18 protein-coding genes are annotated in these 25,156 nt (G+C 35.5%); 8 read left to right on the top strand and 10 right to left on the bottom strand.

From position 1 onward, the window contains the following. Nucleotides 1–2: 2 nt before the first annotated feature. From PXC01_RS00155 to PXC01_RS00145, 3 genes are all read right to left on the bottom strand, one after another. Nucleotides 3–3,344: a VCBS repeat-containing protein gene (locus tag PXC01_RS00155; protein WP_276470356.1), complete on the bottom strand. Its 3,342-nt coding sequence runs from the start codon at nucleotides 3,342–3,344 to the stop codon at nucleotides 3–5. A gap of 67 nt (nucleotides 3,345–3,411) precedes the next feature. Next, on the bottom strand, nucleotides 3,412–5,289 hold the full coding sequence (locus PXC01_RS00150; RefSeq protein ID WP_276470355.1) for a RagB/SusD family nutrient uptake outer membrane protein: 1,878 nt from the start codon (nucleotides 5,287–5,289) through the stop codon (nucleotides 3,412–3,414). A gap of 9 nt (nucleotides 5,290–5,298) precedes the next feature. Then, complete coding sequence (locus tag PXC01_RS00145; protein ID WP_276470354.1) at nucleotides 5,299–8,490, bottom strand: SusC/RagA family TonB-linked outer membrane protein; 3,192 nt, start codon at nucleotides 8,488–8,490, stop codon at nucleotides 5,299–5,301. Nucleotides 8,491–8,906: 416 nt separating this feature from the next. Here PXC01_RS00145 and PXC01_RS00140 point away from each other — a divergent pair, with 416 nt between their 5' ends. Both PXC01_RS00140 and PXC01_RS00135 read left to right on the top strand, forming a co-directional pair. Next, on the top strand, nucleotides 8,907–9,923 hold the full coding sequence (locus PXC01_RS00140) for a GntR family transcriptional regulator (RefSeq protein WP_276470353.1): 1,017 nt from the start codon (nucleotides 8,907–8,909) through the stop codon (nucleotides 9,921–9,923). 145 nt (nucleotides 9,924–10,068) lie between these two features. Further along, nucleotides 10,069–11,043, top strand: coding sequence for a polyprenyl synthetase family protein (locus PXC01_RS00135; protein WP_276470352.1), 975 nt, complete (start codon nucleotides 10,069–10,071; stop codon nucleotides 11,041–11,043). Here the strand turns inward: PXC01_RS00135 and PXC01_RS00130 are convergent. Beyond that, nucleotides 11,040–12,182: a lycopene cyclase family protein gene (locus tag PXC01_RS00130; protein ID WP_276470351.1), complete on the bottom strand. Its 1,143-nt coding sequence runs from the start codon at nucleotides 12,180–12,182 to the stop codon at nucleotides 11,040–11,042. The two genes, PXC01_RS00135 and PXC01_RS00130, sit on opposite strands and share 4 nt — an antisense overlap. A 74-nt stretch (nucleotides 12,183–12,256) precedes the next feature. Next, entirely contained in the window at nucleotides 12,257–14,533 is a 2,277-nt protein-coding gene (locus tag PXC01_RS00125; protein ID WP_276470350.1) for a TonB-dependent receptor, read from the bottom strand. A gap of 77 nt (nucleotides 14,534–14,610) precedes the next feature. Here PXC01_RS00125 and PXC01_RS00120 point away from each other — a divergent pair, with 77 nt between their 5' ends. The 4 genes from PXC01_RS00120 (at nucleotide 14,611) to PXC01_RS00105 (ending at nucleotide 17,226) form a co-directional block, all read left to right on the top strand. After that, nucleotides 14,611–15,273, top strand: a complete 663-nt coding sequence (locus PXC01_RS00120; protein ID WP_276470349.1) for a metal-dependent transcriptional regulator — start codon at nucleotides 14,611–14,613, stop codon at nucleotides 15,271–15,273. 27 nt (nucleotides 15,274–15,300) lie between these two features. Further along, nucleotides 15,301–16,122 (top strand): ZIP family metal transporter, encoded by an 822-nt coding sequence (locus PXC01_RS00115; protein WP_276470348.1) that lies wholly within the window; start codon nucleotides 15,301–15,303, stop codon nucleotides 16,120–16,122. Nucleotides 16,123–16,208: 86 nt separating this feature from the next. After that, nucleotides 16,209–16,649 carry a hypothetical protein gene (locus PXC01_RS00110; protein ID WP_276470347.1) on the top strand — a complete coding sequence of 147 codons (441 nt, stop codon included), beginning with the start codon at nucleotides 16,209–16,211 and terminating at the stop codon, nucleotides 16,647–16,649. Nucleotides 16,650–16,803: 154 nt separating this feature from the next. Beyond that, nucleotides 16,804–17,226, top strand: coding sequence for a DUF2141 domain-containing protein (locus PXC01_RS00105; RefSeq protein ID WP_276470346.1), 423 nt, complete (start codon nucleotides 16,804–16,806; stop codon nucleotides 17,224–17,226). A 3-nt stretch (nucleotides 17,227–17,229) separates the two neighbouring features. On the opposite strand, the gene PXC01_RS00100 is transcribed toward PXC01_RS00105, so the two are convergent. Continuing rightward, a complete protein-coding gene (locus tag PXC01_RS00100) occupies nucleotides 17,230–17,628 on the bottom strand; it encodes a TonB-dependent receptor (protein WP_276470345.1) in 399 nt (132 codons plus the stop codon). A 71-nt stretch (nucleotides 17,629–17,699) separates the two neighbouring features. On the opposite strand from PXC01_RS00100, the gene PXC01_RS00095 reads away from it, so the two are divergent. Next, nucleotides 17,700–18,086, top strand: a complete 387-nt coding sequence (locus PXC01_RS00095; RefSeq protein WP_276470344.1) for a DUF423 domain-containing protein — start codon at nucleotides 17,700–17,702, stop codon at nucleotides 18,084–18,086. Between the two features lie 2 nt (nucleotides 18,087–18,088). Here PXC01_RS00095 and PXC01_RS00090 read toward each other — a convergent pair whose 3' ends face one another. From PXC01_RS00090 to PXC01_RS00080, 3 genes are all read right to left on the bottom strand, one after another. Then, a complete protein-coding gene (locus tag PXC01_RS00090) occupies nucleotides 18,089–19,627 on the bottom strand; it encodes a carboxypeptidase-like regulatory domain-containing protein (RefSeq protein ID WP_276470343.1) in 1,539 nt (512 codons plus the stop codon). Between the two features lie 257 nt (nucleotides 19,628–19,884). Further along, a complete protein-coding gene (feoB, locus tag PXC01_RS00085; RefSeq protein WP_276470342.1) occupies nucleotides 19,885–22,077 on the bottom strand; it encodes a ferrous iron transport protein B in 2,193 nt (730 codons plus the stop codon). After that, nucleotides 22,074–22,319, bottom strand: a complete 246-nt coding sequence (locus PXC01_RS00080; protein WP_276470341.1) for a FeoA family protein — start codon at nucleotides 22,317–22,319, stop codon at nucleotides 22,074–22,076. Before PXC01_RS00080 ends, feoB begins: the two co-directional genes overlap by 4 nt. A 347-nt stretch (nucleotides 22,320–22,666) precedes the next feature. On the opposite strand from PXC01_RS00080, the gene PXC01_RS00075 reads away from it, so the two are divergent. Continuing rightward, nucleotides 22,667–24,322 (top strand): hypothetical protein, encoded by a 1,656-nt coding sequence (locus PXC01_RS00075; RefSeq protein WP_276470340.1) that lies wholly within the window; start codon nucleotides 22,667–22,669, stop codon nucleotides 24,320–24,322. A 58-nt stretch (nucleotides 24,323–24,380) separates the two neighbouring features. Here PXC01_RS00075 and PXC01_RS00070 read toward each other — a convergent pair whose 3' ends face one another. Next, nucleotides 24,381–25,052: an SCO family protein gene (locus PXC01_RS00070; protein ID WP_276470339.1), complete on the bottom strand. Its 672-nt coding sequence runs from the start codon at nucleotides 25,050–25,052 to the stop codon at nucleotides 24,381–24,383. Nucleotides 25,053–25,156: the final 104 nt, after the last annotated feature.

Below are 25,156 nucleotides of genomic sequence, written 5' to 3'. Positions count from 1 at the left end.
AGCTATTTTAATAGTTGATAAGTTTCGGTTGCTGCACCGTAACTTGTAAGTATAAGTTCGTTATTTATGAGTAGTGCATGGGTATCACTACCTTTTATGGATAATCCTGATTGTGTCTGTGGTAGGTACTTAAAGTTGCCATCAGCCTTGCCCAGAAGCACAGTACCATAATTAGCATCAAATTTTCCAATTCTTAATTTATAAAAATCATTGTTTCCTAAAAGTAGTAAATCCATAATACCATCGTTGTTAAAATCTGAACTAACAATACTGGAAATAGGGGAGTATTGTGCTTGTATTGGCAATGATATGTTTTTATATCTATCACTTTTATTGCTCATTAAAACTGTTGTTTTTTGATGCGTAATAGCCAATTTTTTTGCTTTTTGTAATTCAGTTTCATCGAGAATATCATTTATGGTTGCTACGGCATACTTTTCATAGCTATTAAATATTTGGCGTTTTCCAGAAAGTTGACCTAGTAACTCGTCCCTGGTCACATACGGATAGCTCTTGCCATCTATATAAAAGTTTAAAATAGGGTCTATTGAACCGTTATGGTCAAAATCGGAATAATACAGCTCGGCAGGTCTTTCAATACTTAGTTTAAATTGCGTATTTGTACCAATATTACCTGCTATAATATCTGGTTTGCTATCTTTATTTAGGTCGGTAACATGAAGGCTTGTCCACAAACCGGATAAAGATTCGTTGAAAAAATTATGCGTTTCATTTATCAACTTCCCGCTTTTGTTCAAATAAATAGAGATAGGCATCCACTCCCCAACTACAATCAGATCATTTTGTTGGTCACCATCCATATCTGCCCATACGGCATCGGTAACCATTCCTACATTTTTCAGTTCCGGTTGTATTGTTTCGGTATGGTCGGTAAATTTTCCTGTACCATCATTGATGAGAATATAGCTTCTTGGTATTTCAGGAAAACGCCCCGGTATACTATAGCCGCCCACAAAGATATCCATATATGAATCATTGTTAATATCAGAGAATGTTATGGACCCGGTACTGGTTAACATTTTTGGTAAGGCATTTTCATATTTTTTAAAATTTCCTTTCCCATCACCTAAATAAACTCTGTCCTGTAGTAATGGATCGTTCGGTGCCAGTTTATGATAACCACCACTAGCAATATATGCATCTAAATTTCCGTCCTTGTTAATATCGATCAGTGATATGTCCGTATCTGAATATTGTTGATCCTGTTCAAGATCAGCACTTGTTCTGTTATTAAACATTTTTTGTGAATTCTGAATATACACGGCAGTAGCTTGACCAATACCGCCTCCAATAACAATATCTTCTAGTCCATCATTATTAATGTCGCCTTTAGCCATGGGCGGACCGTAATGTGATAATTGTTTTAATAATAATGATTGTCTTTTAAAGTCATTCATTGAAGATGATGGATGCGTGTAATTAATTGCATTAGGTACTTTACGAAATAAAGGTTTAGATTTATCTTTTAAGATAGCGGTTTTGGTAGCATTACTTTCTTTTAAAACCAATAATTGATTAGTGGCAACTTCCCTTAAGGTTTCAGTTTTACCTGAATTCCATTGAACCGTTACGGAATCTATAATGCTAACATCATTAAACCCAAAATGTAAAATAGATGAAACTGTTGAAAGATAACCTTGTGTAGGCATTTGTTCTACAACTTGAGTTTTGTCTTTGCTATATACACTTACTTTTGATCCAATACCGTTGGTATTTTTATCAGCACCTTTTAATTGAATACTTATTTGATGGGTGCTTTCTTTTTTAGTATCATTTCTATAGATGAAAGCCGGTTTGTTTATATTGTTCACCACTAGGTCCAAATCACCATCATTATCCAGGTCAACATAAATTGAACCGTTACTATTAGCTGGTTGGTCAACACCTGCTTTGTCTGTTTTATCGCTAAAATTTAGTCCATCATTATTGCTGTAATAGAAGTTGGTCAGGTTTGAAGCTGGCATTTCTTTTATCAATTCCAAAACATCTTGTCGTTGTAGCCTACCTTTAGATTGTACATAACTATCCATGTAATTGATAAAATCTAAATTGGTATAATCCCTATAATATCCGTTGGAAATAAATAAATCTTTAAAACCGTCATTATCAAAATCTGCAAAGAGGGGAGCCCAACTCCAATCTGTGTTTGAAATACCGGCTAGTTGTCCAATTTCACTAAAGGTGTTATCGCCATTGTTCAACTGAAGCATGTTCCTCATGTATTGATGGTGAAACCCACTTCTAATATTTAAATCGAATTTTTCATAATTATCAGGTGACAATAATAGTTTTTGACGCTTATTATCTTTAGGCAGCATGTCTAAGGTGAAAATATCCTGTAGGCCATCATTATTGATATCTGCAATATTGTTACCCATAGAAAAATGGCTTGTATGCCCCATTTGTTCCCCTAATTGGTCAGTAAACGTTCCGTTTTTATTATTGATGTACAGGTAGTCAGGAATTGTATAGTCATTGGAAATATAGAAATCTTGCCAACCATCATTATTGATATCGCTTATACCTATGCCTAAACCGTAGGTAAGTGCAGAGCCACTGATGCCGGCATTTACAGTTACATCAACAAACGTATTTCTTTTTTGCTCAAAGAGACGTATACCTTGAAGAGGGTCGTCTTTATTGAGAAGTTTTTTAGTGCTTACTTCGTTTAAAACGGGTAAAGACTTTGGATTATGGTTTAGTAAAAGCATATCCAAATCACCATCTTTATCATAATCAAAAAAATATCCTTGATTACTAAAAGCAGCGCTGGCCAAACCATATTCTTCCGCTTGTTCTTTAAAAATAGGTACGTTATTGGCATCGTTTCCTTGATTGATGAACAATTGATTTTTACGCTTTACATCTGGTAAGGCACCTGAATAGCAAAGATAGAGGTCCAGTTTGCCATCTCCGTTTACGTCAGCAGAGGTAATGCCTGTTTTCCAAGGTCCAGGTCTACCGCTAACTTTAGAAGTATTAGTAACATCTTTAAATGTAAAATCACCTTGGTTTAAATAGAATTTATTTTCACCCATGTTAGAAGTGAAATACAAATCTTGAAGACCGTCATTATTGAAGTCTCCAGTAGCAATACCACCACCATTATAAAGGTATTCATATACCAATACGTTGGCATTTAATCCTTCTTTTAAAGTGTTCTGAAAAGTTACTTTCGTTTCGTCTTCTGACAAAAGAGTGAATAGGGTAGGTTCTTCAATTTTATTTATTGTTGAAGGGGTTTCATCTTTTTTAACTTTCTCGGTACAGCTTTGGTGTATTAGGAAAATTAAAAGGATATAGAAGATTTGATTTTTTGTCATTTGTTTAAAAGTAAAAGATCTATTCCAAAAAGGAATAGATCTTTAATTTAACTCAATTTAAACTAAACTAATAACCTGGATTCTGAATCAAAAGGTTATTTCTATTGATTTCATCTCTACTAATAGGCATGAAATACATTTTATCGTCCCAAGTTCTGGTTTCGTTATCATTATTGTCAACTACCGTATAGGTGTAATCATACACTGTTGGATCATATTTATATGGTGTCCTTGGTGTAGCACCTGCTTTTAAAGTTGCACTAACTTTCATTACCTTAATACCTCTACCAAGTGTTTGATCTGCAATCATCCACCTTCTTGCGTCATGGTATCTATGCTCTTCATAAGCTAACTCAACTCTTCTTTCGTTGATGTAATCTTCTAAAAGCTCGTTACCTGAAGATGAAATTGCGGGCATACCGGCTCTAAAACGAATTTTATTTAACCAATTTCTAGCTTCGCCTTCATCGCCTAGTGCAATAGATGCTTCCACATAGTTCAATACGATTTCAGTATATCTGATAAACGGCCAAGGTACTACTTGGGCACTAGATTGGTTATCTACCAAAGATGGGTCTGGATCAATAAACTTTCTTACATAATATCCAGTTCTACTTCCGTTCCAGTTTTCAATGGGCGAATCTCTCATGTCCACACCAGGTATTATTCCACCGCTACCGTCTGCGTATGTTCCTGTCTGTATTTCATCATAAGGATCAATTGAAGCAACATCATCCGGTCTAGGTTTCCAAGGTGCGCCGTCATATAGAATGGTAGCGGCCAATCTTGGATCTCTATTCTCATATGGAGCAGCTGCGTGTTCTTCATTGCTCCAGTCGAAATCCGAACCGTCCATCATTTGATAGTCGTCTACCAATTGTTGAATAGGTGTGTTCCCTGCCCAGTTGTGGTAGCCATTAGGTCCGTTGTTTATTCCTTGGTGAATACCACCTAAAGGCCAGTTACTTTCTTGAGTAAACAAAGGTGAGTGTGTTCTTTCAAACAATAGTTCAGACCTTGCAGCAGCATCACCAACGGCACTTCCACCTCCCATAGCAATAGAGATGTAGGTCTGTGTTGCTTCTTCTGCACTTGCAGGTTCCGTTAAATCTAGTTTATAACCGGTAGTTGCGTCTAAAACAGCCTTGGCAGCAGTTTTTGCAGCGTTCCATCTTGCATCTCTGTCCCCAGAAGTATATGCAACCAGTTCTAAATTTGAATATGCACCCAATGTTGCCGATTTAGCGCTCGCAGTAGGTCCGTCGCGTAAATCACTCGCTGCATATGTCAGCACTCTAGATTTTAATCCCATAGCACCTAGCATAGATGCTCTACCTGGAGTAACTTCTTTACCATCTAACAATGATATAGCCCTGTCTAGATCATCGGTCACAAAGGTTACGTTTTCGGCATAGGTTCCTCTAGCTATAGTATAGTCATCATCTAGTCCATATGGCGTGTCAATTAATGGGGCTCCACCATAGTAACGCATTAATTGATGATAGTAATAAGCTCTTAAAAAATGAGCCTCTCCTAGTAACCTATCCTTTAGAGTCTGGTCATCAAAGGTTGAGTTAGGCAATTCTTGTATGGCTATATTCGCTTTTCTAATGGCTGAATATAACTCGTTCCATTGTGGAATGATATTCACATTTCCCGTACCTGATGGGGAAAGAGAACCTTCTGTAATAACATTGACTCCTCTACCGGAGTGTGTAAACATTGCTTCGTCCGTTAATGAAGACAGACCTTCTTCTTCAAATCCTCCATAGCCGAGGGATCCGTACACATTAAATACAAATGCTTGTGCCAACGCCCCATCTGCCCAAGTAGCATCTGCCGAAATTGAATCTAATGGCTGCGTTTCTAAGAAATCTTCATTACACGAAATAGGAACCAGCGCTAGGGCCAGTAATCCTAAAAGTATTAATTTTTCTTTTTTCATGATTTTTTTTTAAAATGTTAAACTAAAACCTGTATTGATAATAGTCTGTTGTGGATAAAACTGACCATTATTACTAGTCGATTCAGGATCATATATATCTTGAGCTGCCCATGTAGCCAAGTTTAGACCGCTCATATATACTTTAAAATTAGATAAGCCAAATTGCTCAATCATTTCTGAAGGGAAGTTATATGCCAATTGAACATTTTTAAGCCTTAGGTAATCTTTACTAAAAAGATTATAGGTGTTGTTTCCATAATCACCGCCGGTATAATAGGTGTCTCCACGACTTGCAAGTCTTGGATGAACGCTACTTGGATTATCAGGACTCCATCTATTATCGAAGCTGTATTTTAAGAAGTTACCAATATCACCAGATTCTGTCTGGATGAATAATTTAGCACCTGTTGCTCCCTGCAATAATACCGAAAGGTCAAAATTCTTATAAGAAGCATTGAAAGTAACACCAAAGTTGAAATTAGGATTAATACTGTTCTTTAACCTAACTTGATCTAAATCATTAATGGCACCATCACCATTAATATCTTTGAACTTCATGTCTCCTGGCTCTAATGTAGGCTTAACGGCACTGTAATCCAGTGGATTTGAGTCTATGGCAGCCTGATCAATAAAGACACCGTCAGATTCATATACTAAATAGGAACCAATAGGCTTTCCTTCTTGTAATTGGTAACTTGGTGCACCAGGAATTTCGTCTAAGAACTCAACTGTGTTCTGTGCATAACCTCCATTAACACCAACATCCCATTTAAATCCTTCTACATTTCCACCAAAATAGTTTAATGCGAATTCAAAACCTTCATTGTTTACTTTTCCTGCATTCACAGGTGGTAGTAGTGTAGAAATACCAGAAGATCCTGGTGTAGAACCAGTTTTCTGAATAAGTATTTGATCACGCTTGTTCAAGAAGTATTCTAAAGTGAAACTTAGTTTACCATCTAGTACAATACCATCTAAACCAATATTATAGTTTTTGGCACGCTCCCAGGTAAAACTTGGGTTGGCTAAAAGATTTTCGAACAATGTTGTCTGTACTTGTCCGTTAATTGGATATTGACCAAATTCATAAATAGATTGGTAAGCATATTCCTGTAATTCGTCATCAGTAATTTCGCCATCACCGTTTGTGTCAAAAGAAACTTGATCATTACCCATTTCACCGTAAGATCCTCTTAACTTTAAGTAGCTTATAGAATCTACGTTGAACCAATCTTCATTATTAATGTTCCAACCAACCAATAAACCTGGGAAGAATCCAAAACGATCATTACCTGGGAATATATATGAACCATCATATCTCCAAATAAACTCAGCTAAATACTTTTCCTTAAAGTTGTATTGAGCACGACCATAGTAACCCAAACGTGTTCGGTTATACCCAAAACCATCGGTTTCCTGTGCAATTTCGCCACCAACACCAAGCTGGTCAACTGCTGTAGAAAGATAGTTTCTTCTAAAAGCCGAGAAAAATTCTCCTTGAAAATTTTCCCGGGTTACACCTGCCAATAAATTAATAGTGTGATTATCACCTATTGTTTTGTCATAACTTAACAAACCGGTAAGGTTGGTATTTAAAACGTTGTTAGATGATTGTAATAATCTTGCATCCGTAAAGTTGGAACGTATAGAACCGCTAAGTTCCGGTACCCCGGTAGCAATATAGTTTGCGCGGTCTAGAGAGTAAAGTGTCCAAGGTGTCTGCCATAATTTTCTACGTAATTGACTTTGATCTACACCAGCCAATAAAGTCATTTTCAAACCTTCTATCCACGGGTTTGTAATGTCTACGGAACCGGTAAATTGTAAATAATCGGTTGGTTGTTTGTCATAACCTGTAGCATTGGTAGTAACGACCACTGGCTGTTGCCCGTTTTCAATATCAGGTCCTGGTAAGCCATTTGGCCATATTGCAGGTTCGTTAGGTCTACCTCTCATTAACATTCTAAAAATAGCACCTGCACCTTCAGTAGGAAAGGTTCTATCTTCCTTTCTATATCCCATACTTAATTTAGTGGATAGATAGTCATTAATTCTAGCATCGGTATTGATTCTAAAATTATATTGTTGGTATCTGTTCGCCGAATTTTTATAGATAGCACCTTGGTCTGCATAACCTATAGAGGCATAGTACTTTAAATCTTCATTACCTCCGCTTATGGATAAGTTGTGTCTCTGTTGTTCTGCCCAATCTTGAAAAGTAGCGCCAAACCAATCCGTATCTGGGTATAACCATGGATCGGCATTCGTTCTATGGTTATTAATCGTTTCTGGACTAAATGCAGCGTTTACGGTTTCTGCCGGGTCGCTTCCTGGAATGGTATAACTTCCAGAGTTTTGAAAAGCCGTATTTGCCGCTCCCCACTGAGAAGATGGAATGTTACTATTAAAAATCGCCAATTCGTTCATAATAGTTTGGTACTCTACAGCACTAGCCATTTCTGGAGTTCTTGTTGGTCTGGTTATACCAAAATCTGCTTTGTAATTGATCTGCATTTTACCGGGCTTACCAGTTTTAGTGGTAACGATAATTGCACCATTTGCCGCTCTAGCCCCATAAATAGCTGCAGAGGCATCTTTTAGTACAGATATATTTGCAATATCATCTGGGTTAATACGACCTATGCCACCATCTCTATCTGGTATACCGTCAATTACAATTAATGGCTGGTTGTTACCCAATGTGTTCGTTCCACGAATGCTAATGTTAGATTCGTCATTACCAGGCTCTCCACTGGTCTGAACAATTACAACACCTGGTAGTCTACCTGCAAGGGAGTTAGATACACTAATGGCCGGAGAACTTTCAAGTACAGGTCCTTGTACAGCTGTTACCGCACCTGTTACCGTTGCCTTTTTCTGGGTACCGTAACCAACGACTACAACTTCGTCTAGGTTGGCAACATCTTCTTCAAGTGATACATTAATGGTACTTTGGTTGTTTACCGGTACCACCACTGCCTTAAAACCAATGTAGCTAAATCGTAAACTGGTACTACCATCATCTACGGTAATGGTAAAGTTACCATCAAAATCTGCTTGTACCCCAGTCGTTGGGTTGTTTGCATCAATGACCGAAACACCTGGTAACGGCATGTTGTCCGATGCCGAAGTAACAGTTCCGGACACGGTCGTCTGTGCGTGGAGGTTCATAAAAAGAAATCCACTAAAAAATAAAATCATCGTTAAGCTCGCATGATTTCGAATCATGGAAAACTTAGGAAAGTTTTTTTGATAATTCATAAAGTTAGTTCTTACAGTTGTTAGTTATTAAGCTGGCACGGATATTATAATCTCTTCAGGAAGCTTTTGAGATAAAAAGACTATGATACACTATGCTACTGCAAACAAATATATAAATAAATGTTAATTTAATAAATTTTGGTAGCTTATTTTTTCAAATTATGATTTAGATCATAAATTATTATTAAAATACAACCATTAGTTTATTTTGTTAATTATTCTTCAATACTCAAAAAAGCTTATTTTCCTTGCTTTTTGGTAGAATTGCCATGTGCAATAGCACTATATATCCTTGACAAAATTTTGATGTCTTTTATTAAATTGTATATTGACGGCTGCAAATTTGACTAGAATTTATGGCGGTTATTAGTAAAATTTTAAACCTGACCCACAACAACAATCTTACAAAACACGAGCAATTGGTTCAAGGTGTCATTGAATCTATTGAAGATGGTGAATTACTGGTAGGTGATCAACTACCCTCTATAAACATTATGGTTGAGGAGATTGGATATGCTAGAAAAACAATCTTTAAGGCTTATGAAGAATTAAAGAACAGAGGCTTAATTGAGTCTAGACAATTAAAGGGGTATTTTGTTATAAGTCAGGCTACGAATATCACCAAAAGAATGGCTTTGTTATTGTTCGCTTTTCAAAGTTACCAAGAGGAATTTTACAAAACATTTAGAAAAGAAATGGGTAAACGATTTCAAATCGATGTTTTTTTTCACCATAATAATCTTACCGTTTTTGAAACAATACTCACCAATATTAACGGTAAATATGGTATGTATGTAATTGCACCCATACAGCATGAAAAGGTGACCCAGTTATTGCAAAATATTGAAGCTAAAAAATTATTGGTGGTAGATCGTTATTTAAATCTAGGAAAGTCTTTTTCATATATTTCTCAAGAATTTGAAAATGTAATCTACTCTTCATTGGTACAGCTACTTCCGGAAATAAAAAAGTATTCTAAAATTATACTTTATTTTAATGAGGAAAGTGATTTTTCCCCTATAAGTATCAAAAATACCTTTGAAAGATTTTTAAAAGAACATTCCGTTAACGGAATGGTGAAGAACAACTATACCATAGGATCTGCCGCCAAAGGCAATCTTTATTTTGCCTTAGGCGATACTATTTTATGGCATATTTTACGTGATGCCGTGCGAAAAAAATTAAGTATTGGTGAAGATATTGGTATTCTTTCCCAAAACGATAATGTTTCTAAAGAGATTGTTTTTGGAGGTATTACTACTATTTCTACGGATTTTAATGAAATGGCAAAGCTGGCTGCAAAACATATTAAAAATGAGAGTACTACTCAGGTAATTATACCTTCTAGGTTAATTAAACGTGCTTCTTTATAATAAGATTTAAAATTCCCTTTTTAAGCCTCAAGTATCCATACTTTTTAAATGGAGTAAAATATAGGTGTTGACATTTAATTCTTATAGTGGTCAAATCACCTTATTTCAATCATATTTATTCTATTTTTGAAAAAAATTGCCTGTAATGCACACTATTGAAGAATATAGAGATGAGTTTATTGCGTATTTGGACTCAAAAAAAATCACGAAGGAACCTAGAAACCTTTATGAGCCCATTACTTATATTCTCGGTTTAGGGGGGAAACGTCTTAGGCCGGTATTGGTTTTAATGACAGCTGAAATTTTTGATGCGGATTTTAAAGAAGCTTTGGATGCTGCTGTTGCTATTGAAGTATTTCATAATTTTTCTTTGGTGCACGATGATATTATGGATGATGCCCCTGTGCGTAGAGGGCAGACTACCGTTCATGAAAAGTGGGATATTAACACGGGTATTCTTTCTGGTGATGCTATGTTGATTATGGCTTATCAGTTATTTGAAAATTACGAGCCAAATGTTTTTCGCGATTTGGCTAAACTTTTTAGTAAAACGGCCTTAGAGGTCTGCGAAGGTCAGCAATATGATGTTGATTTTGAAACTAGAGATGATGTCATGTTGCCGGAATATCTGAAAATGATCGAATTTAAAACGGCTGTTCTTGTAGCTGCTGCTTTAAAAATGGGTGCCATTGTTGCAGGTGCCTCTGAAAAGGCACAAGAGCAAATGTATAATTTTGGACTAAACCTGGGCATAGCTTTTCAATTACAAGATGATTATTTAGATGTATTTGGTGATCCAGAGACTTTTGGTAAGCAAGTGGGCGGTGATATTATTGAAAATAAGAAAACATATTTATATTTAAAAGCGCTTAACTCAGGTTCTGAAATGATGGTGAAAGAGTTAGAACATTTATACTCTATTCAACCAAAAGAAGCAGACGCTAAAATAAAGGCCGTACGTTCAATTTTTGAAAGAACAGAGGCTGATAATGCAACTAAAATGGCTATTTCAGATTATACGGCAAAGGCATTTGAGGTTCTTGAGGAGATGGATATTGTAGAAGAAAATAAAAACTTGTTAAGAGAATTTGGTAAAAATTTAATGAACAGAACTGTTTAAAAAATTCTTTTGAGCAGGGCTTTTATGAAGGGTGTTTTAGGACAGGAATTGATATAGACAATATCTTCTTTTAAGCTTGTTTGTTCATCTAAGAATTTAAATACCATTTGTGGTTTTAAAGTTTTAAAAATAGACTCGAATATGGTATGCCCTTTTGCATTATTATTATGCAAAACATCTAAAAATAGCATATCATAAAACCAAAATTTACCTTTTAATTTCAACTTTTTAAGTGGTTTTTCTTGTTTTAAGAAATCTATAAGTTTAGGAACTTTAGTTGCGGTGCTCATTAAAGTATATCCAGTACTAGGTTTGGCCCAACCGCCTGCCGTACCAATATATCTAACTCTATTGGTGTGGTGCTCCCTAAAATCATAGGCTGTCATGGGTATGCTACCAGCTTCTTTTTCAATTATTTCATAGGTTTCACATGCAAATCGCTCTTGTATGTAGTGTTTGATCGCTTCAGTATATTCCGCTTTTTCCAACAACTCTTCAGAAAACAAAGTATATTCAATTAACGCCGTGTTATTGGCATAAGGTAGTACATACATAAAGCGTGTATTTCCTTTTTGTGGAATAGAAAAGTCCATATATGTAACTTCATTACTATCAAAGATAGGCTTGTCGGTCTTTATTACCCAACCTACAAAATGCTGTTGCAATACAGGATATTTCTTCTGACCGGTTGCCATTCTATAGTCGAAAAGGCTGTTGAATATGTACTTTCCAGAATAGGTTTTTTTAGCAGTATGAACAGTTACTTTGCTTTCAGATTCTTCAAAGTTAATTAAAGTTTCTTGAGCAAAGGTAATGTTAACCGATTCTTTAACGCGACCTAGATAATGATTATAGAAATCAATGCTTCTTATCATTTTATAGGTATACGGACTTATATCTGTTCGCTTTAAAACATCTTTTCCTTGAAAGTGGATAGAATTCCATTTTTTATGTACAATATCTTCAAACTTACCATTGCCCTTTTCCCAAAAACACCATGTTCTATCATTGGTGTCTTTTGCATTTTTGTCAAGTAACAGAATTTTTTTTTGATCAAAAAACGAATCGTTCAACATGGCATCAGCAAGTAATAAACCAGATGCACCTGCGCCAATAATAATATAATCGTATTCGTTCATAGTATGTAAGCATCAATCAGAATCTTGTTCTGCTGAGCTGTTCAAAAATACAAAATAGCAATTGTCTTTTGTGCTTAATTCAAGGTGTAACGTACTCCAAAAAATGATCGTATGCCTTGGTTAGGTCCATAAACATAAGATGGGTCAAAAGTTAATGCATTTGGGTTGTTTGGTGTGGCAACGGCATTGCCATTGGCATCAAAGGTAACTTCTTTATCAAATGGATCGTTTGCGCGGGCAATAATGAACGGATTTCCTCTATTAGGTGTCCAATCTAACAGATTTTTTACACCTCCGTAGAATTCAAGATTTTCTATTCCATCATAAGATAATTGTATATTTTGAATACTCCATGCCGGAGAAAAATCACTTCTAGGGTCGTTGTCGCCTAAGGTAGGTAGTCGCATAGGTCCATACAAATTTCCGGTATAATCAATAGTTAGGTCCCAGGTACGGATATCATAGCTAACACTCCAGTTTGCTGAATAACTTTCTGTAAGAATCTGTCTTTCCTTTACGCCGTCTTCCGTATTACTGACATCTTGTATGGTACCGCCTATCATCAGTTTTAAACCGTTGTAGAAAGCTACGTCTACGTTGGCACTTATCCCTTTTGAAATTGAGGTGCCGTTTAGATTATCATATATAATCTGATTAGGATTGGTGTCATAATCAGGAATAATTACATTTTGGAAATTTGTGTAAAATAAAGAGGCATCCAAACCAACGAAAGTACCGTTATCACCATAAATTTTCTTTAAATAATTTAGGTTGACATTAAATGAACGTTCGGGTTTCAGTTCTTCTGCAATAATAACATCTCTTGATCCGGTTAACGCTGCGTGATCTTCTGTAAATAGATTCACTACCCTAAAACCGGTACCGGCATTTAAGCGAATGATATCATTATCAGTAAACTTGAACCTGTATGCCGCTCTGGGTGTAAATATGTTTCCATGGCGGCTGTCGTAATCATATCTTCCTCCAAGAAGTAAAGAATGTTTTTTATTGAACGCTACTTCATCTTGAATAAATAAACTGGGTATTAATACTTCATCTGGCTCATTCCCCTCTGTACTAAATGTAGCGGGAGTGCTGTCGTCATAGTAATTATAGCGTAAGGCAGAACCCACTAATAAGCTGTGTTTTCCTATAGTTTTATACCATGTTAATTGGGTAAACCCAATTCGTTGATCTGCCAAGTAAGGAACATCACCATAAACCGAATTCTGCTTGTGGTCATTATAGGAGAAAGACAGCATCATCTGTTCTTCAATCGGTAATTCATATTTCCCTAATACTTCCCATCTTCGGGTGTATATACTTTCGCCATATACTTCGTCTCCGCCTCTAAATTCCGGTGTCCATTGCATTTCTCCGCCCCACCGATCTTCGTAAAAAAAGCGACCTGCCAAAGAAAAGATGCGTGAGTTTTTTCTTGTGAAGTTCCATTTCTGAAAAACTGAAATTCTATCTTGTAAGGTTAGGTCTGTAAAATTATCTCCATTATTATCAATAGGGTTGTCGTACTTGAAGTAATTGGCGCCTAAAAGCACATTTGCTTTTTTACCTACATTGAATTTTGTCCCTACATCTAGATTAAATTCACCCCAATCGGTCACAAAACTATCGGCAAAAAATTTAGGAGCTGTCAAATTGTTTTTGGTGATGATGTTAATGAGTCCGCCAACGGCTTCACTACCATATAGTGTAGAAGCAGGACCTTTGACTACTTCAATTTGTTCAATAAGAGAGTTGGGTATTCCAGATAAGCCGTACACGGTTCCCAAACCACTTACAATGGGCATACCATCTATCAATACCAATGTATACGGACCTTCCAGTCCATTGATATGAATATCGCCCGTATTACAAACGTTACAATTAATTTGTGGCCTAACTCCGTTAACGTTTTGCAGGGCTTCAAAAATACTTGCCGTTGGGTTTTTCTTGAAAAAAGTAGGTTTATAAACTTCTACTGGTACCGGGCTCTCTAATCTACTTACAGGTTTTAAAGTTCCGGTAACGACCATTTCGTCCAAAGATTCTATAGAGGGTTTTAAATTAATATCAATTATTTTATCCTGGCCTTCTGTAATTGTAAGTATTTGGTAAAATTTCTGAAAACCAATATTGGAGGCAATGAGGGTGTATTTGCCAGAGGGAACATTTTTAAGTGAATACTTACCATTTTCATCTGAAGCGGTACCAATTTGTGTACCTTTTAAATAAATGTTCACATATGCTTCAGGCACACCGTTAGATGATATTGTGCCAGATATCTCAGAATTTTGCGCATTTAGCATGCCGAAATAAAGAATAGTGTAGGCAAAAAATAAAATTTTAACCATCTAAAATAAATTTTAGACAAAACTAAAAAATTGTTTTTACGTATAAAAATGTATTTTTGTGTTATTATTGTTTGCAAATGACGTTATCAGAAGAAGATTACATAAAAACAATCTATCACTTAAGCGATTTTAATAGTAAATCTGTGGCTACCAATGCCATTGCAGAGCAGATGAAAACGAAGCCATCGTCTGTTACGGATATGGTGAAGAAGCTTTCTGAAAAGTCTCTTGTCAACTATAAAAAGTACCAGGGTGTCTCACTTTCGGAGAAAGGGAGGTTGGTTGCGCTTTCTATAATCAGAAAACATCGCCTATGGGAAGTGTTTTTGGTAGATAAGTTGAATTTTTCTTGGGACGAGGTCCATGTTGTGGCAGAGCAACTGGAACATATTAAAAGTGATACTTTAATAGATAAATTAGATGCGCATTTGGGATATCCTAAGGTTGATCCTCACGGTGATCCAATACCTAACAAGGATGGTGTGTTTACCAAATCCGTTAAAAAATTGATAAGTGAATTGCCGGTTGGTAGTCAGGGGGTTTGTGTTGGGGTCAATGATTCTTCGGCGGCATTTTTAAAATTTTTGGACAAGAATAAAATCGCTTTGGGCGATACTTTTAAAATATTGGAAATTGAGGAGTTTGATGGTTCCGTAACTATTTCAACAAGATCAGGGTCCATAAGTATTTCTAAGCAAATAGCAACAAATTTATTCTTGGAAATTGTAGATGAAGAATAGGTTTTTAACCGTTGAATTATCAAGATTATGAATGAAATTATAGCATATTTTGAATCTATAGACCCAGTGTTGGCTGCGTTTTATGCAACATTGTTTACCTGGGGGCTAACAGCTGCCGGCGCTGCTTTGGTATTTCTGTTTAAAACAATGAACCGTGCCGTTTTAGATGGTATGCTGGGTTTTACTGGCGGAGTAATGGTAGCGGCAAGTTTTTGGAGTTTACTGGCGCCAGGTATTGAAATGAGTCCTGGAGAAGGTTTTGTGAAGGTCATACCTGCGGCAATTGGTTTTTTTCTAGGCGCTATGTTTATTTTTGGGTTGGATAAAGTTCTGCCACATTTACATATAAACTTTAAGGAAAGCGAAGCGGAAGGGGTAAAAACTCCTTGGCGTAGAACAACACTGTTAACCTTGGCAATTACTCTGCACAATATACCTGAGGGTTTAGCGGTGGGTGTTTTATTTGGTGGTGTTGCGGCTGGTTTTGACGGAGCTTCTATTGGCGGTGCCGTAGCATTGGCATTGGGTATAGGTTTACAGAATTTTCCGGAAGGTTTTGCCGTTGCCATGCCATTACGTAGACATGGTCTAAGTAGAACAAAGAGTTTTATGTTTGGGCAGGCATCTGCTATCGTGGAGCCAATAGCCGCAGTATTAGGTGCTTGGGCGGTAATGACTTTTCAGCCTATTTTACCTTATGCACTCTCATTTGCAGCAGGGGCAATGATCTTTGTCGTTGTTGAAGAAGTAATACCTGAAACCCAGCAAGACAAGTACACTGATATTGCAACTATGGGCTTTATTGGGGGCTTTATAATAATGATGACTTTAGATGTTGGTCTAGGCTAAGATCAAGGTGTTTTAATACCACAATAATTTAATGTCAATTTTAGCGTTTAAGGCAATAGTATTATTAACTTGATACTTTAATTTTTATGCATTCTTCTAAGAAAAATTGGATTTGGACCGTAACGTTGATCGTAACGGTTATTTGTTGTGCGTCCGTTTTAATACTTCATGTTAAAAATTGGGTAACTGATGATGCTACTAGTTTAGGTCTACGTTCAGGGTTTTATAACGTTGAAGTTCCTTTAAGTGAATTGGATAGCGTAGTGTTCGTTAACAGAATTCCGCCAATGCAGCGTTTGCATGGGTTTTCTGCCTTGGAAAAGGAAAAAGGCGTATTTAGGGAGTTTAAAGATTCTTTGACCAATAAGAAGGTGCACGTATTTGTAGATAATATCAATAACAATAAAATTAAGTTGGTCTATAAAGATTCTGCTTATGTATACTTTAACCTAAAAGATTCCGTTGAAACTGTTCAATTATTTCAGAAACTTAGCTCCTATACGGGTACTTTAAGTGAGCCTAATTAAGGTTGGTAATTGTAAGGTTGGGTAAAGGATAAAATATAATTTAGCTTTGGCATAACTATTGAAACTAATTTTAATCGATATTAGAGATTTAAATAAAATTTAATTTATTGCTTCTTAGACTTGTCCTAAGATGGTTTAATTTTAGTGAGCGCCCATGATCAAAAAAACTCTTTTAACATTGTGTGTATTAGGTTTTCTGTCTACAGGTCTGTTTGCACAACATAATGTAAGTGTAAATATTGACGGAGTTACTTCTGAAAAAGGCAATATCTGTTTTGCCGTCTACAATAATGAAAGGTCTTTTTTAAAGTTCGATGAAGTTTATAAGTCAGGTTCGGAAAAGGCCGTGAAAGGTAAAACGGCTTTTGATATCAAAAATCTACCGGAAGGGGAGTATGCTATTGCTATTTTTCATGATGCCAATGGTAATAAAAACTTAGACACCAATATGTTGGGAATCCCTAAAGAGCAAATTGCTTTCTCCAAAGGAAAAATGAAAATGTTCGGACCGCCAAAATATAAGGAATGTGTATTTACCGTAAATTCTCATATGGAAATGAACATTAGGTTAAATTAGCAATTAGTAACTTGTTATCTTGATTACACCATTAGAACCTTGGGTGCCATAACCTGCAGCATCTGCACCAGATAGAATTACAATTTTCTTTACGTTATAACTGTCTATAAGCTCATTGACTGAAAGAAAGGAGTTTCCTATAACCTGATTGTTTAAAATGTATAAAGGCTCCTGATTTCCGCCTGAATCAAACGAATTTGTGGTCTTGTTTAAAATAGGAACGTTGTTTTGAAGCACTACGCCAGGCTTTTGTCGAATACGTTGTAATAGAGAAACATTCGCTCTATTCTTTTCCCTTAACTCGGTATCTAAAGAAGATGTGTTACCGCTCGTATGTTTTACAGGTCCACAACTGCAGATCAAAACGAATGTTATACTATAGATTAAGAGATACGATTTCATACTTTATGAGATTATGGTTTCTGTAATTTATGAATTAAAAGAAGATGACAGTATCTTTGAAATAAAAAGATATGGTTTTGGTAGCGCAATTGATAGGAGCCTTGTTGGGTTTATTAGCTGTGGTATTTGGTGCCTTTGGTGCACATTTACTTAAAAAAACGTTTACAGCTGATCAATTAAATAGTTTTGAAACGGGAGTAAAATACCAAATGTATCATGCGCTATTGATACTGATGTTAAGCTTTAATTTAAACTTAGAAACGGGACTGGAAAAAGCAATTATCTATTGCTTAATTATAGGGACAATTCTTTTTTCTTTCAGTATTTACGGTTTGTGTATTTCTGCATCTAAAGGAAACAAAATAAAATTATTAGGTCCAATAACCCCACTTGGCGGACTATTTTTAGTATTAGGTTGGGGGCTTTTATTTTATAATTTTATTAAGAATCTTGTTTAATCTTAATTTTCTGAAGTTGCGGTAAACTCTTTAATGGCCGTATTGGGTTCCATAATGGCATAACCCTCCCAAAAAGTAGGGTCATATTTAGGCATATAAGTGGGCAATACGGTATTGTTTTCTTTAAAAGCATCAAAGGTTGATTGATTTATATTTTCTGTATCAAAAACAATCATTTCGTTCTTTTCAGTACCTATAACTACAAAATCCATATCTCCCGATAATTCGTTTTGCTTATTTCTACCTTTAACAATTTTATTTTTTTCAATAATTTTTAGTGGTCTTTTAACACCATAGCGCATACCGTTTTCAGATTCGTAATAGCGTATTCCGTACAAGCCATCATTACCCTTGTTGTAAATTATTTTGCCCTTAGATAGGTAATTGTTGCTAGATATACCTAAAAGGTTAAAGTTGCTAATAGGCTTTACATTGCTATAGTCTACTTGCAATACGGCAAAATCATCTGCATTTACATATAATGTACCTTCATAATCTGCGGACCCACTTGGAACAAATGAGATTACATAAACGGCGTCATTGCCTAGATAAGTGAATTCTTCTAAAGTGTACTCATACTTTCTTTTCTTGTTTATGAAGTTGAGTTTACTTTTTTCTTGAGTAGGTAATCCACTAAAAATATTGGCTAATTGTCTTCTTTTCCAATTGCCATAATTCTTTTGTCTTTCTTCTTTATTTTTCTTTTTCTCTTCCAATTCCTTATTAAGTGCCGCAACATCGGTAGAATCTACTTCTTCTTCAAAAAGGGAGCTTACTTCTTCAGAATCTACCTTGAACGATAACAAACCTGATTTAATTTTAAAATATGATCCGGGCTTTACATTTTCCTTCAGAATAGTATTTAGTTTTTCTTCCATTCTTTCAAAATCAAACTCCGTGTTTTTGTCGTATAATTTTGATGCTTTCAGCAAATTAAATTTTTGAACTTCTTCATCATAATTACCATATAAATCACCGACTACCTCAGAATAATAAGTGTCGTTCTTAGGTACTGTATTAATGACGCTATCTATAAATTGTTGATTTAATACGGCTATAGAAGATTTTTTGACTTTAAAACCGCTTTTAGTCCATCTGTCAGTGTTGGTTGTTCTATGGAACAGTCTTTTCTTGGATAGATCATTGGTATAATTTTTTTCCAGATTGTCTTCCACGAAATCCATAATCTCGTCAGCTGTGTAATTCTTGTTTGAGACGATAACCTCTTTCAGCTCTATAGCTTTTGGAACAAGTAAAATTTTGGTTGAAGTAAATTCTGCTATAGGTCTTGTTAATGTTTCATACCCCATTGATGATATCATAAGGGAATCGTTTTCTGTGATAACCTCATCAAATATTAAATTGAAGCTACCTTCTTCATTGGTGATTGCCCATTTCTCCTTTAATTGAACCGAGGCGAATGGTATAGGCTGTTGACTTACACTGTCTATTACCGTAGCACTTAAGCTTTGGGCATTAATGTTAACTACATTTAAAAATAGAAAAGTTAATAAGGGTAACAAAAACGGTCTTGAGTTCATAGTATAGATTATTCCTACGCAATCTAGACGAACAAATGTAAGTAGCGTTACAATTTTAGAAATTGTTATGAACTTTTTAAAAAAGGTTTAACAGAAATATAAAATTTAATGACAGCCACAATCATCTTGACCACAAGCTTTGGAATTATTTTTTTTACCCGCCCAAACAGATTTTGGAAGTAAAAATTTATTGATCAAATAAAAAGCGGAAATAGCTACTGTAATGTAAACCAATATGTGTTGTATGATATCCATATTTATTTTAATATTTGATAGGCTATTAAAGCTACAATATAAGCAAAAAGGCTCATAAATACCAGTTGGCCTGCCGGCCATTTCCATGAGTTGGTCTCTCTTTTTACAACTGCCAAAGTACTCATACATTGCATGGCAAATGCATAGAACAGCAATAAAGAAATGCCCGAAGCTAAATTGAACAATGGTCTTTTGGTTCTGGGGTTTATTTCTGCCGCCATTCTATTTTTAATGGTTTCCTCTTCATCGTTTCCTACGCTGTAAATAGTGGCAAGTGTACCAACAAAAACTTCTCGTGCAGCAAATGATGTAAGTACGGCTATACCAATTTTCCAATCATAACCCAATGGTCTAACTATAGGTTCTATTGCCTTGCCCATGTAGCCCATGTAAGAATGTTCAAGCTTGTAACTTGCAATCTCTTGGCTAAGCGCTCGTTCTTCTAAATCTTTTAACTGCGTTACGGCAGCTTCTTTGTTCAAGTTATTTCCAAGTGTCTCTTGTTGATTTTCAAAGTAAACCTCGCTATTGGCGCTAAAACCCTTTTCTTTAATTCTTTGTGCTACTATGGTTTCTGCATTTTTAAATTCATCAGAAAATCCGTTAGAGCCCAAAAACCATAGCACAATAGATATGGCCAAAATTATTTTACCGGCACCAAAAACAAAACTTTTTGTTTTTTCAAGAACGGTGTAGGCAACGTTTTTTATCAACGGTAGTTTATAGTTCGGCATTTCTACTACAAAGAAAGACCTACTTTTAATTTTTAAGATCTTGTTCAGAATTACCGCTGACAGAATAGCAGCTCCAAAGCCCATTAAATATAACGACATTAAGGTCAAGGCTTTATAACTTAATCCAAGAAAACTGCCTTCGGGTATGACCAAGGCAATGATAATGAGGTAGACCGGTAACCTTGCGGAACAGGTAGTGAACGGTGTTACTAGAATTGTAATTAATCTTTCTTTCCAGTTTTCAATAGTTCTAGTGGCCATTACCGCTGGTATAGCACAAGCGGTACCTGATATTAACGGCACCACACTTTTACCGCTTAAACCAAAGGGTCTCATTATTCTGTCCATTAAGAAGACTACCCTGCTCATATAACCTGTTTCTTCCAATAGGGCTATAAATAAGAATAAGAAAGCTATCTGTGGTATGAATATAACAATACCACCAATACCGGCTAAAATACCCTCTGCAATAAGATTTGTAAACACACCGGGCGGCAATGTGTCTTTTACCCATTCTGTAGCAGAAGCAAAAAAACCGTCAATTAAATCCATTGGGTATTCACTCCATCCATAAATTGCCTGAAAAATGGTAAGCAGAATTAAAAAGAAGATGAGGTAGCCAAATACTTTATGTGTCAATACCTTGTCTAAAGTAGCTCTAAATCCTTTGGCGGCATTGGCATCTATTTTATAGGTTTCCTTTAAAATGCCGTTAATAAACTGATAACGTAATATGGTCTCTTTTTGCTGAAGACGTTTAAGCTCTGATTTTGATTTTGTGGTAAATGAGGAAGTATCCTTAATAAGGGTTTTCTCCAATGGCATAAAATTCACATCTTGTGTGATTACCAACCAAAGTTTATAGACATCTTCTTTGGGGAAAGCTTCTTTTAATCGCTCAAAATAATCAGGTGCAATAACCGATATATCTACATTTTGGCTTTTTGGTAGATTTTTATAATCTGCAATAAGGTTTCTTAATCTGTCTATGCCGGTTTCTTTTCTAGTGCTTACCAGAGCAATTTTAGAGTTTAACTTTTGCTCCAATAACTCAATATCTATGGAAATACCTTTACGAACCATACGATCGGCCATATTAATGACCAAAATGGTAGGTATCTTTAAATCTTTTATCTGTGTAAAAAGAAGAAGGTTTCTTTTTAGGTTTTCAACGTCAGATACGACAATGGCAACATCTGGGTGGTCTTTGTCATTCTTGTTTAAAAGAAGTTCAACGGCAACACTTTCATCCAATGACGTAGTGTTTAAACTATAGGTACCCGGTAAATCTAAAATATGGGCTTTGACACCACGGGGCAGTTTACAGATTCCTTCTTTTTTCTCAACGGTAATTCCTGGGTAGTTACCAACTTTTTGGTTTAGGCCGGTAAGCTGATTAAAAACAGATGTTTTACCGGTATTTGGGTTTCCTATAAGGGCTACATTAATTTGTTTACTCATACTACAGCATTGTCTTCTATAATATCAAGTGCTATATGTAAGGCCATTTCTCTTCTAATGGCAATATGTGATCCGTTGACATTAATATAAATTGGATCTTTTAACGGTGCTACTTGTACCAATTCTACTTCGTTACCAGGCAGACAGCCCATTTCAAGTAGCTTGATCGGCAATAAGTCTTGAGTGAATTCTTTTATAATTCCCTTCTGGCCTCGCTTTAAATCTGCAACAGTAGTTTCCAATTTTATTTAGATTCATTATAAGTAAGGCAAAAGTAGTGGAAATATAGTTATTCCCTATACTTTTTAGAATAAATAACTACTAGTTCTAACGTAGATCGGTTAATGCGGTTGCCAATATTTTAACAGATGGGAATTTGTGAAATATTATTTTAACATATGCGTTGAATATTAGTCTTTTCTAGATTAGTAAGATTTATACCGCTGAATAAAAATACTTTTAAAATTGCTTTTAGCTGTTTTGTATTGTTGCGCATCTACAACAATTCTAACATAGAATACAGCAATGCAAGTAATCTAAAAGACAGGAGAAGAGTAATCAACTTAATTAAATAGATAAACAACCAATCATGAAAAAACCATTACTAGTATTATTCCTTTTTGGAGCAGTATCCATTTTTGGACAGTCTACCAAAGGAAAGAACATTACGGTCGCAATTCCTAGTTATGCAAAAAAACCTGTTCCCAAAAACGTAAAAACATATATGGGTGGCTTTGCAAACTCCAATGACGCTGCTTTGCCATTTACTGAAGAAGCATTTAATAATGCTTTAAAATTTCAAGATTTTACGAAATTAACAGATGAAAACGGAACGCCGGATTTTCTTTTTGCTTTAAAGGGATTGACTATAAAAGACCTTGATATGAAATTTACTCGAAATAAGGGTGAAGAAAAATACAGCGTATCAATTGTACCTAATTCAGATGCAGCCATATCTGTTTTGACCATGTTGAATGGAGAAAGTGTGCACTATAATCGTATTCCCGTGCTTGCAAAGGCAGACTCACAGGGTAAAATTATTCCTGAGGTTATTACATTTGATTTTGAAGAAGAAGAAAAGTTCTTGATTATTTTTGGCGAAGATAAGGTTAAGGGAACCCCGTATTTAGTTGAAGAATATTTAAGAAGAAGTCTTGGCGAAAATTTTTTAGCCAAGGAATTGACTCCATTACTTTATGCAGATTATGATAATAGAACTAATAGCGAAGCAGAAAAGTTTTATTTTATAAAAGATAAGAAAACAGAAGGTCTAGAAGATGAAACAAAAGCTAAAGTTATGGCTTTTGAGGAAATGTCTGCTGCTTTTACCAATCTAGAAGAATTAAGGGCAGGTAAAGAACAATTACAGTCTTTTAGAACGTATTGGGAAGAAAAATTAGCTACTTATAACCTATCAAGTAAAGTTGGTAAAAAAGCGGGATGGGGACTAATTATGAACCTATATAATGTTGCGTTAATGCAAGAAGATTTTGACGCTGCATCTAAGTACATGGATATGGCTTTAGAGACAGAAGAAAAGAAATGGATAACAAAAGCCAAAAGAAACGATTTCAATAAACATTATGAAAGGTATACTTTCAATTATGATACGGCTACAGGTGAGCGTATCTATTCTGAAGGGTATACTGTTGATCCCGTTTTAGCTGAAATTGCAAGAAAAGAAGCTATTGAGGGTAATAATATAGATAATGAGGTAGGTTATGTAATTAAAGATGATGGAGAAAAGATGGAAGGTAAAATGTCTATGCGTTTTTCTCCTCAAGAAAAAGAAGCTGAGGGTGGTAATATAATGGATGTTAGTGGTGATACTACTGCAAAAAGAGTTACCGTAACTTATGTAAACGCAAAAGGTAAAACCAAAAACTCGTCTTTAAAATGTAAAGAGGTCTCTGAAATAGTTATTGAAGACCGAGTATTTGAACCGGTTAATCCTAAAAAAGGTTTTATCAAATCTACAGAAGCCGGTTTGTCCGGTTTTAACTTAAATAGTACAATTTTTATGGAACGCGTTTACGTTGGTACAGGTATAAAGCTATTTAAAGACTTAACCGATACCGATACGTACTATTTTAGTATAGAAGGCGTTAAAAAGGCTGAAACAGCTAGTGCAGAATTTTTTGCTAGTTGCCCAGTACTAGCAGAGCGTATTGATAGTGGCGAGTTTTCAAAATCTGAAGAAGATCAGATTAAGATTGCAAAAGCATTCTCAGAAGCCTGTAAATAAAATTCTAAATAGATAAGATTATGTAAAGTCCCCATACGATCTGTATTGGGGGCTTTTATTATTTATGAGATTCTTTTAGTAGTTCAACATCTTTCAATAGTTTCTCAATATCCTCTTTTTTAGTGCCATCATAAAAGCCCCTTATGCGTTTATCCTGATCCACTAAAATAAAATTTTCGGTATGTATCATATCAAATGGTCCGCCATCGCCATCGGTTTTAACAGCTAAATAAGATTTTCGTGCCAATTCATAGATCTGTTTTTTATCACCGGTAACTAAGTTCCAATTCCTGTCATCTATCCCTTTTTCAACAGCATATTTTTTAAGCTGTGCTACCGAGTCGATCTCTGGAGTAACGGAATGTGATAGCAACATAACATCAGAATCTTTGCCCAGTGCCATTTGTAGGTCTACCATGTTTTTGGTCATGATAGGGCAAATAGTAGGGCAGGTGGTGAAAAAGAAATCGGCTATATAGATTTTACCTTTGTAATCTTCTTGGGTAATGGTCTCGCCGTTTTGGTTGGTCAATGAAAAATCTGCAATGGTATGATACTTTCTAACATGTTGAATTTCTTCTGCCACCAATTCTGCGTTAACCATGGCAGGAGAATACACAGGCAACAGTTTTACAGGCTGTAGGGCATTATAGAATAAATATATGATTATGACGGAAAGTATTAAAAGTACTATTCCAAAAATCTTGAATTTTGCGAAGAAAGACCGCATACTATTTTTTTTACAAAGGTACGCTAGGGGTGTCAAGATTTCAAGTAAATATAGATGTCCTGCTTATAAATTATTCATAAAATACCATAAGGTCAGTGGGTTTC

The sequence above is a fragment of the Maribacter huludaoensis genome (assembly GCF_029350945.1).
Classification (GTDB): Bacteria; Bacteroidota; Bacteroidia; order Flavobacteriales; family Flavobacteriaceae; genus Maribacter; species Maribacter huludaoensis.
The sequence above is the reverse complement of the archived record's forward strand: the minus strand, read 5'-3'. Positions and strand labels throughout refer to the sequence as shown.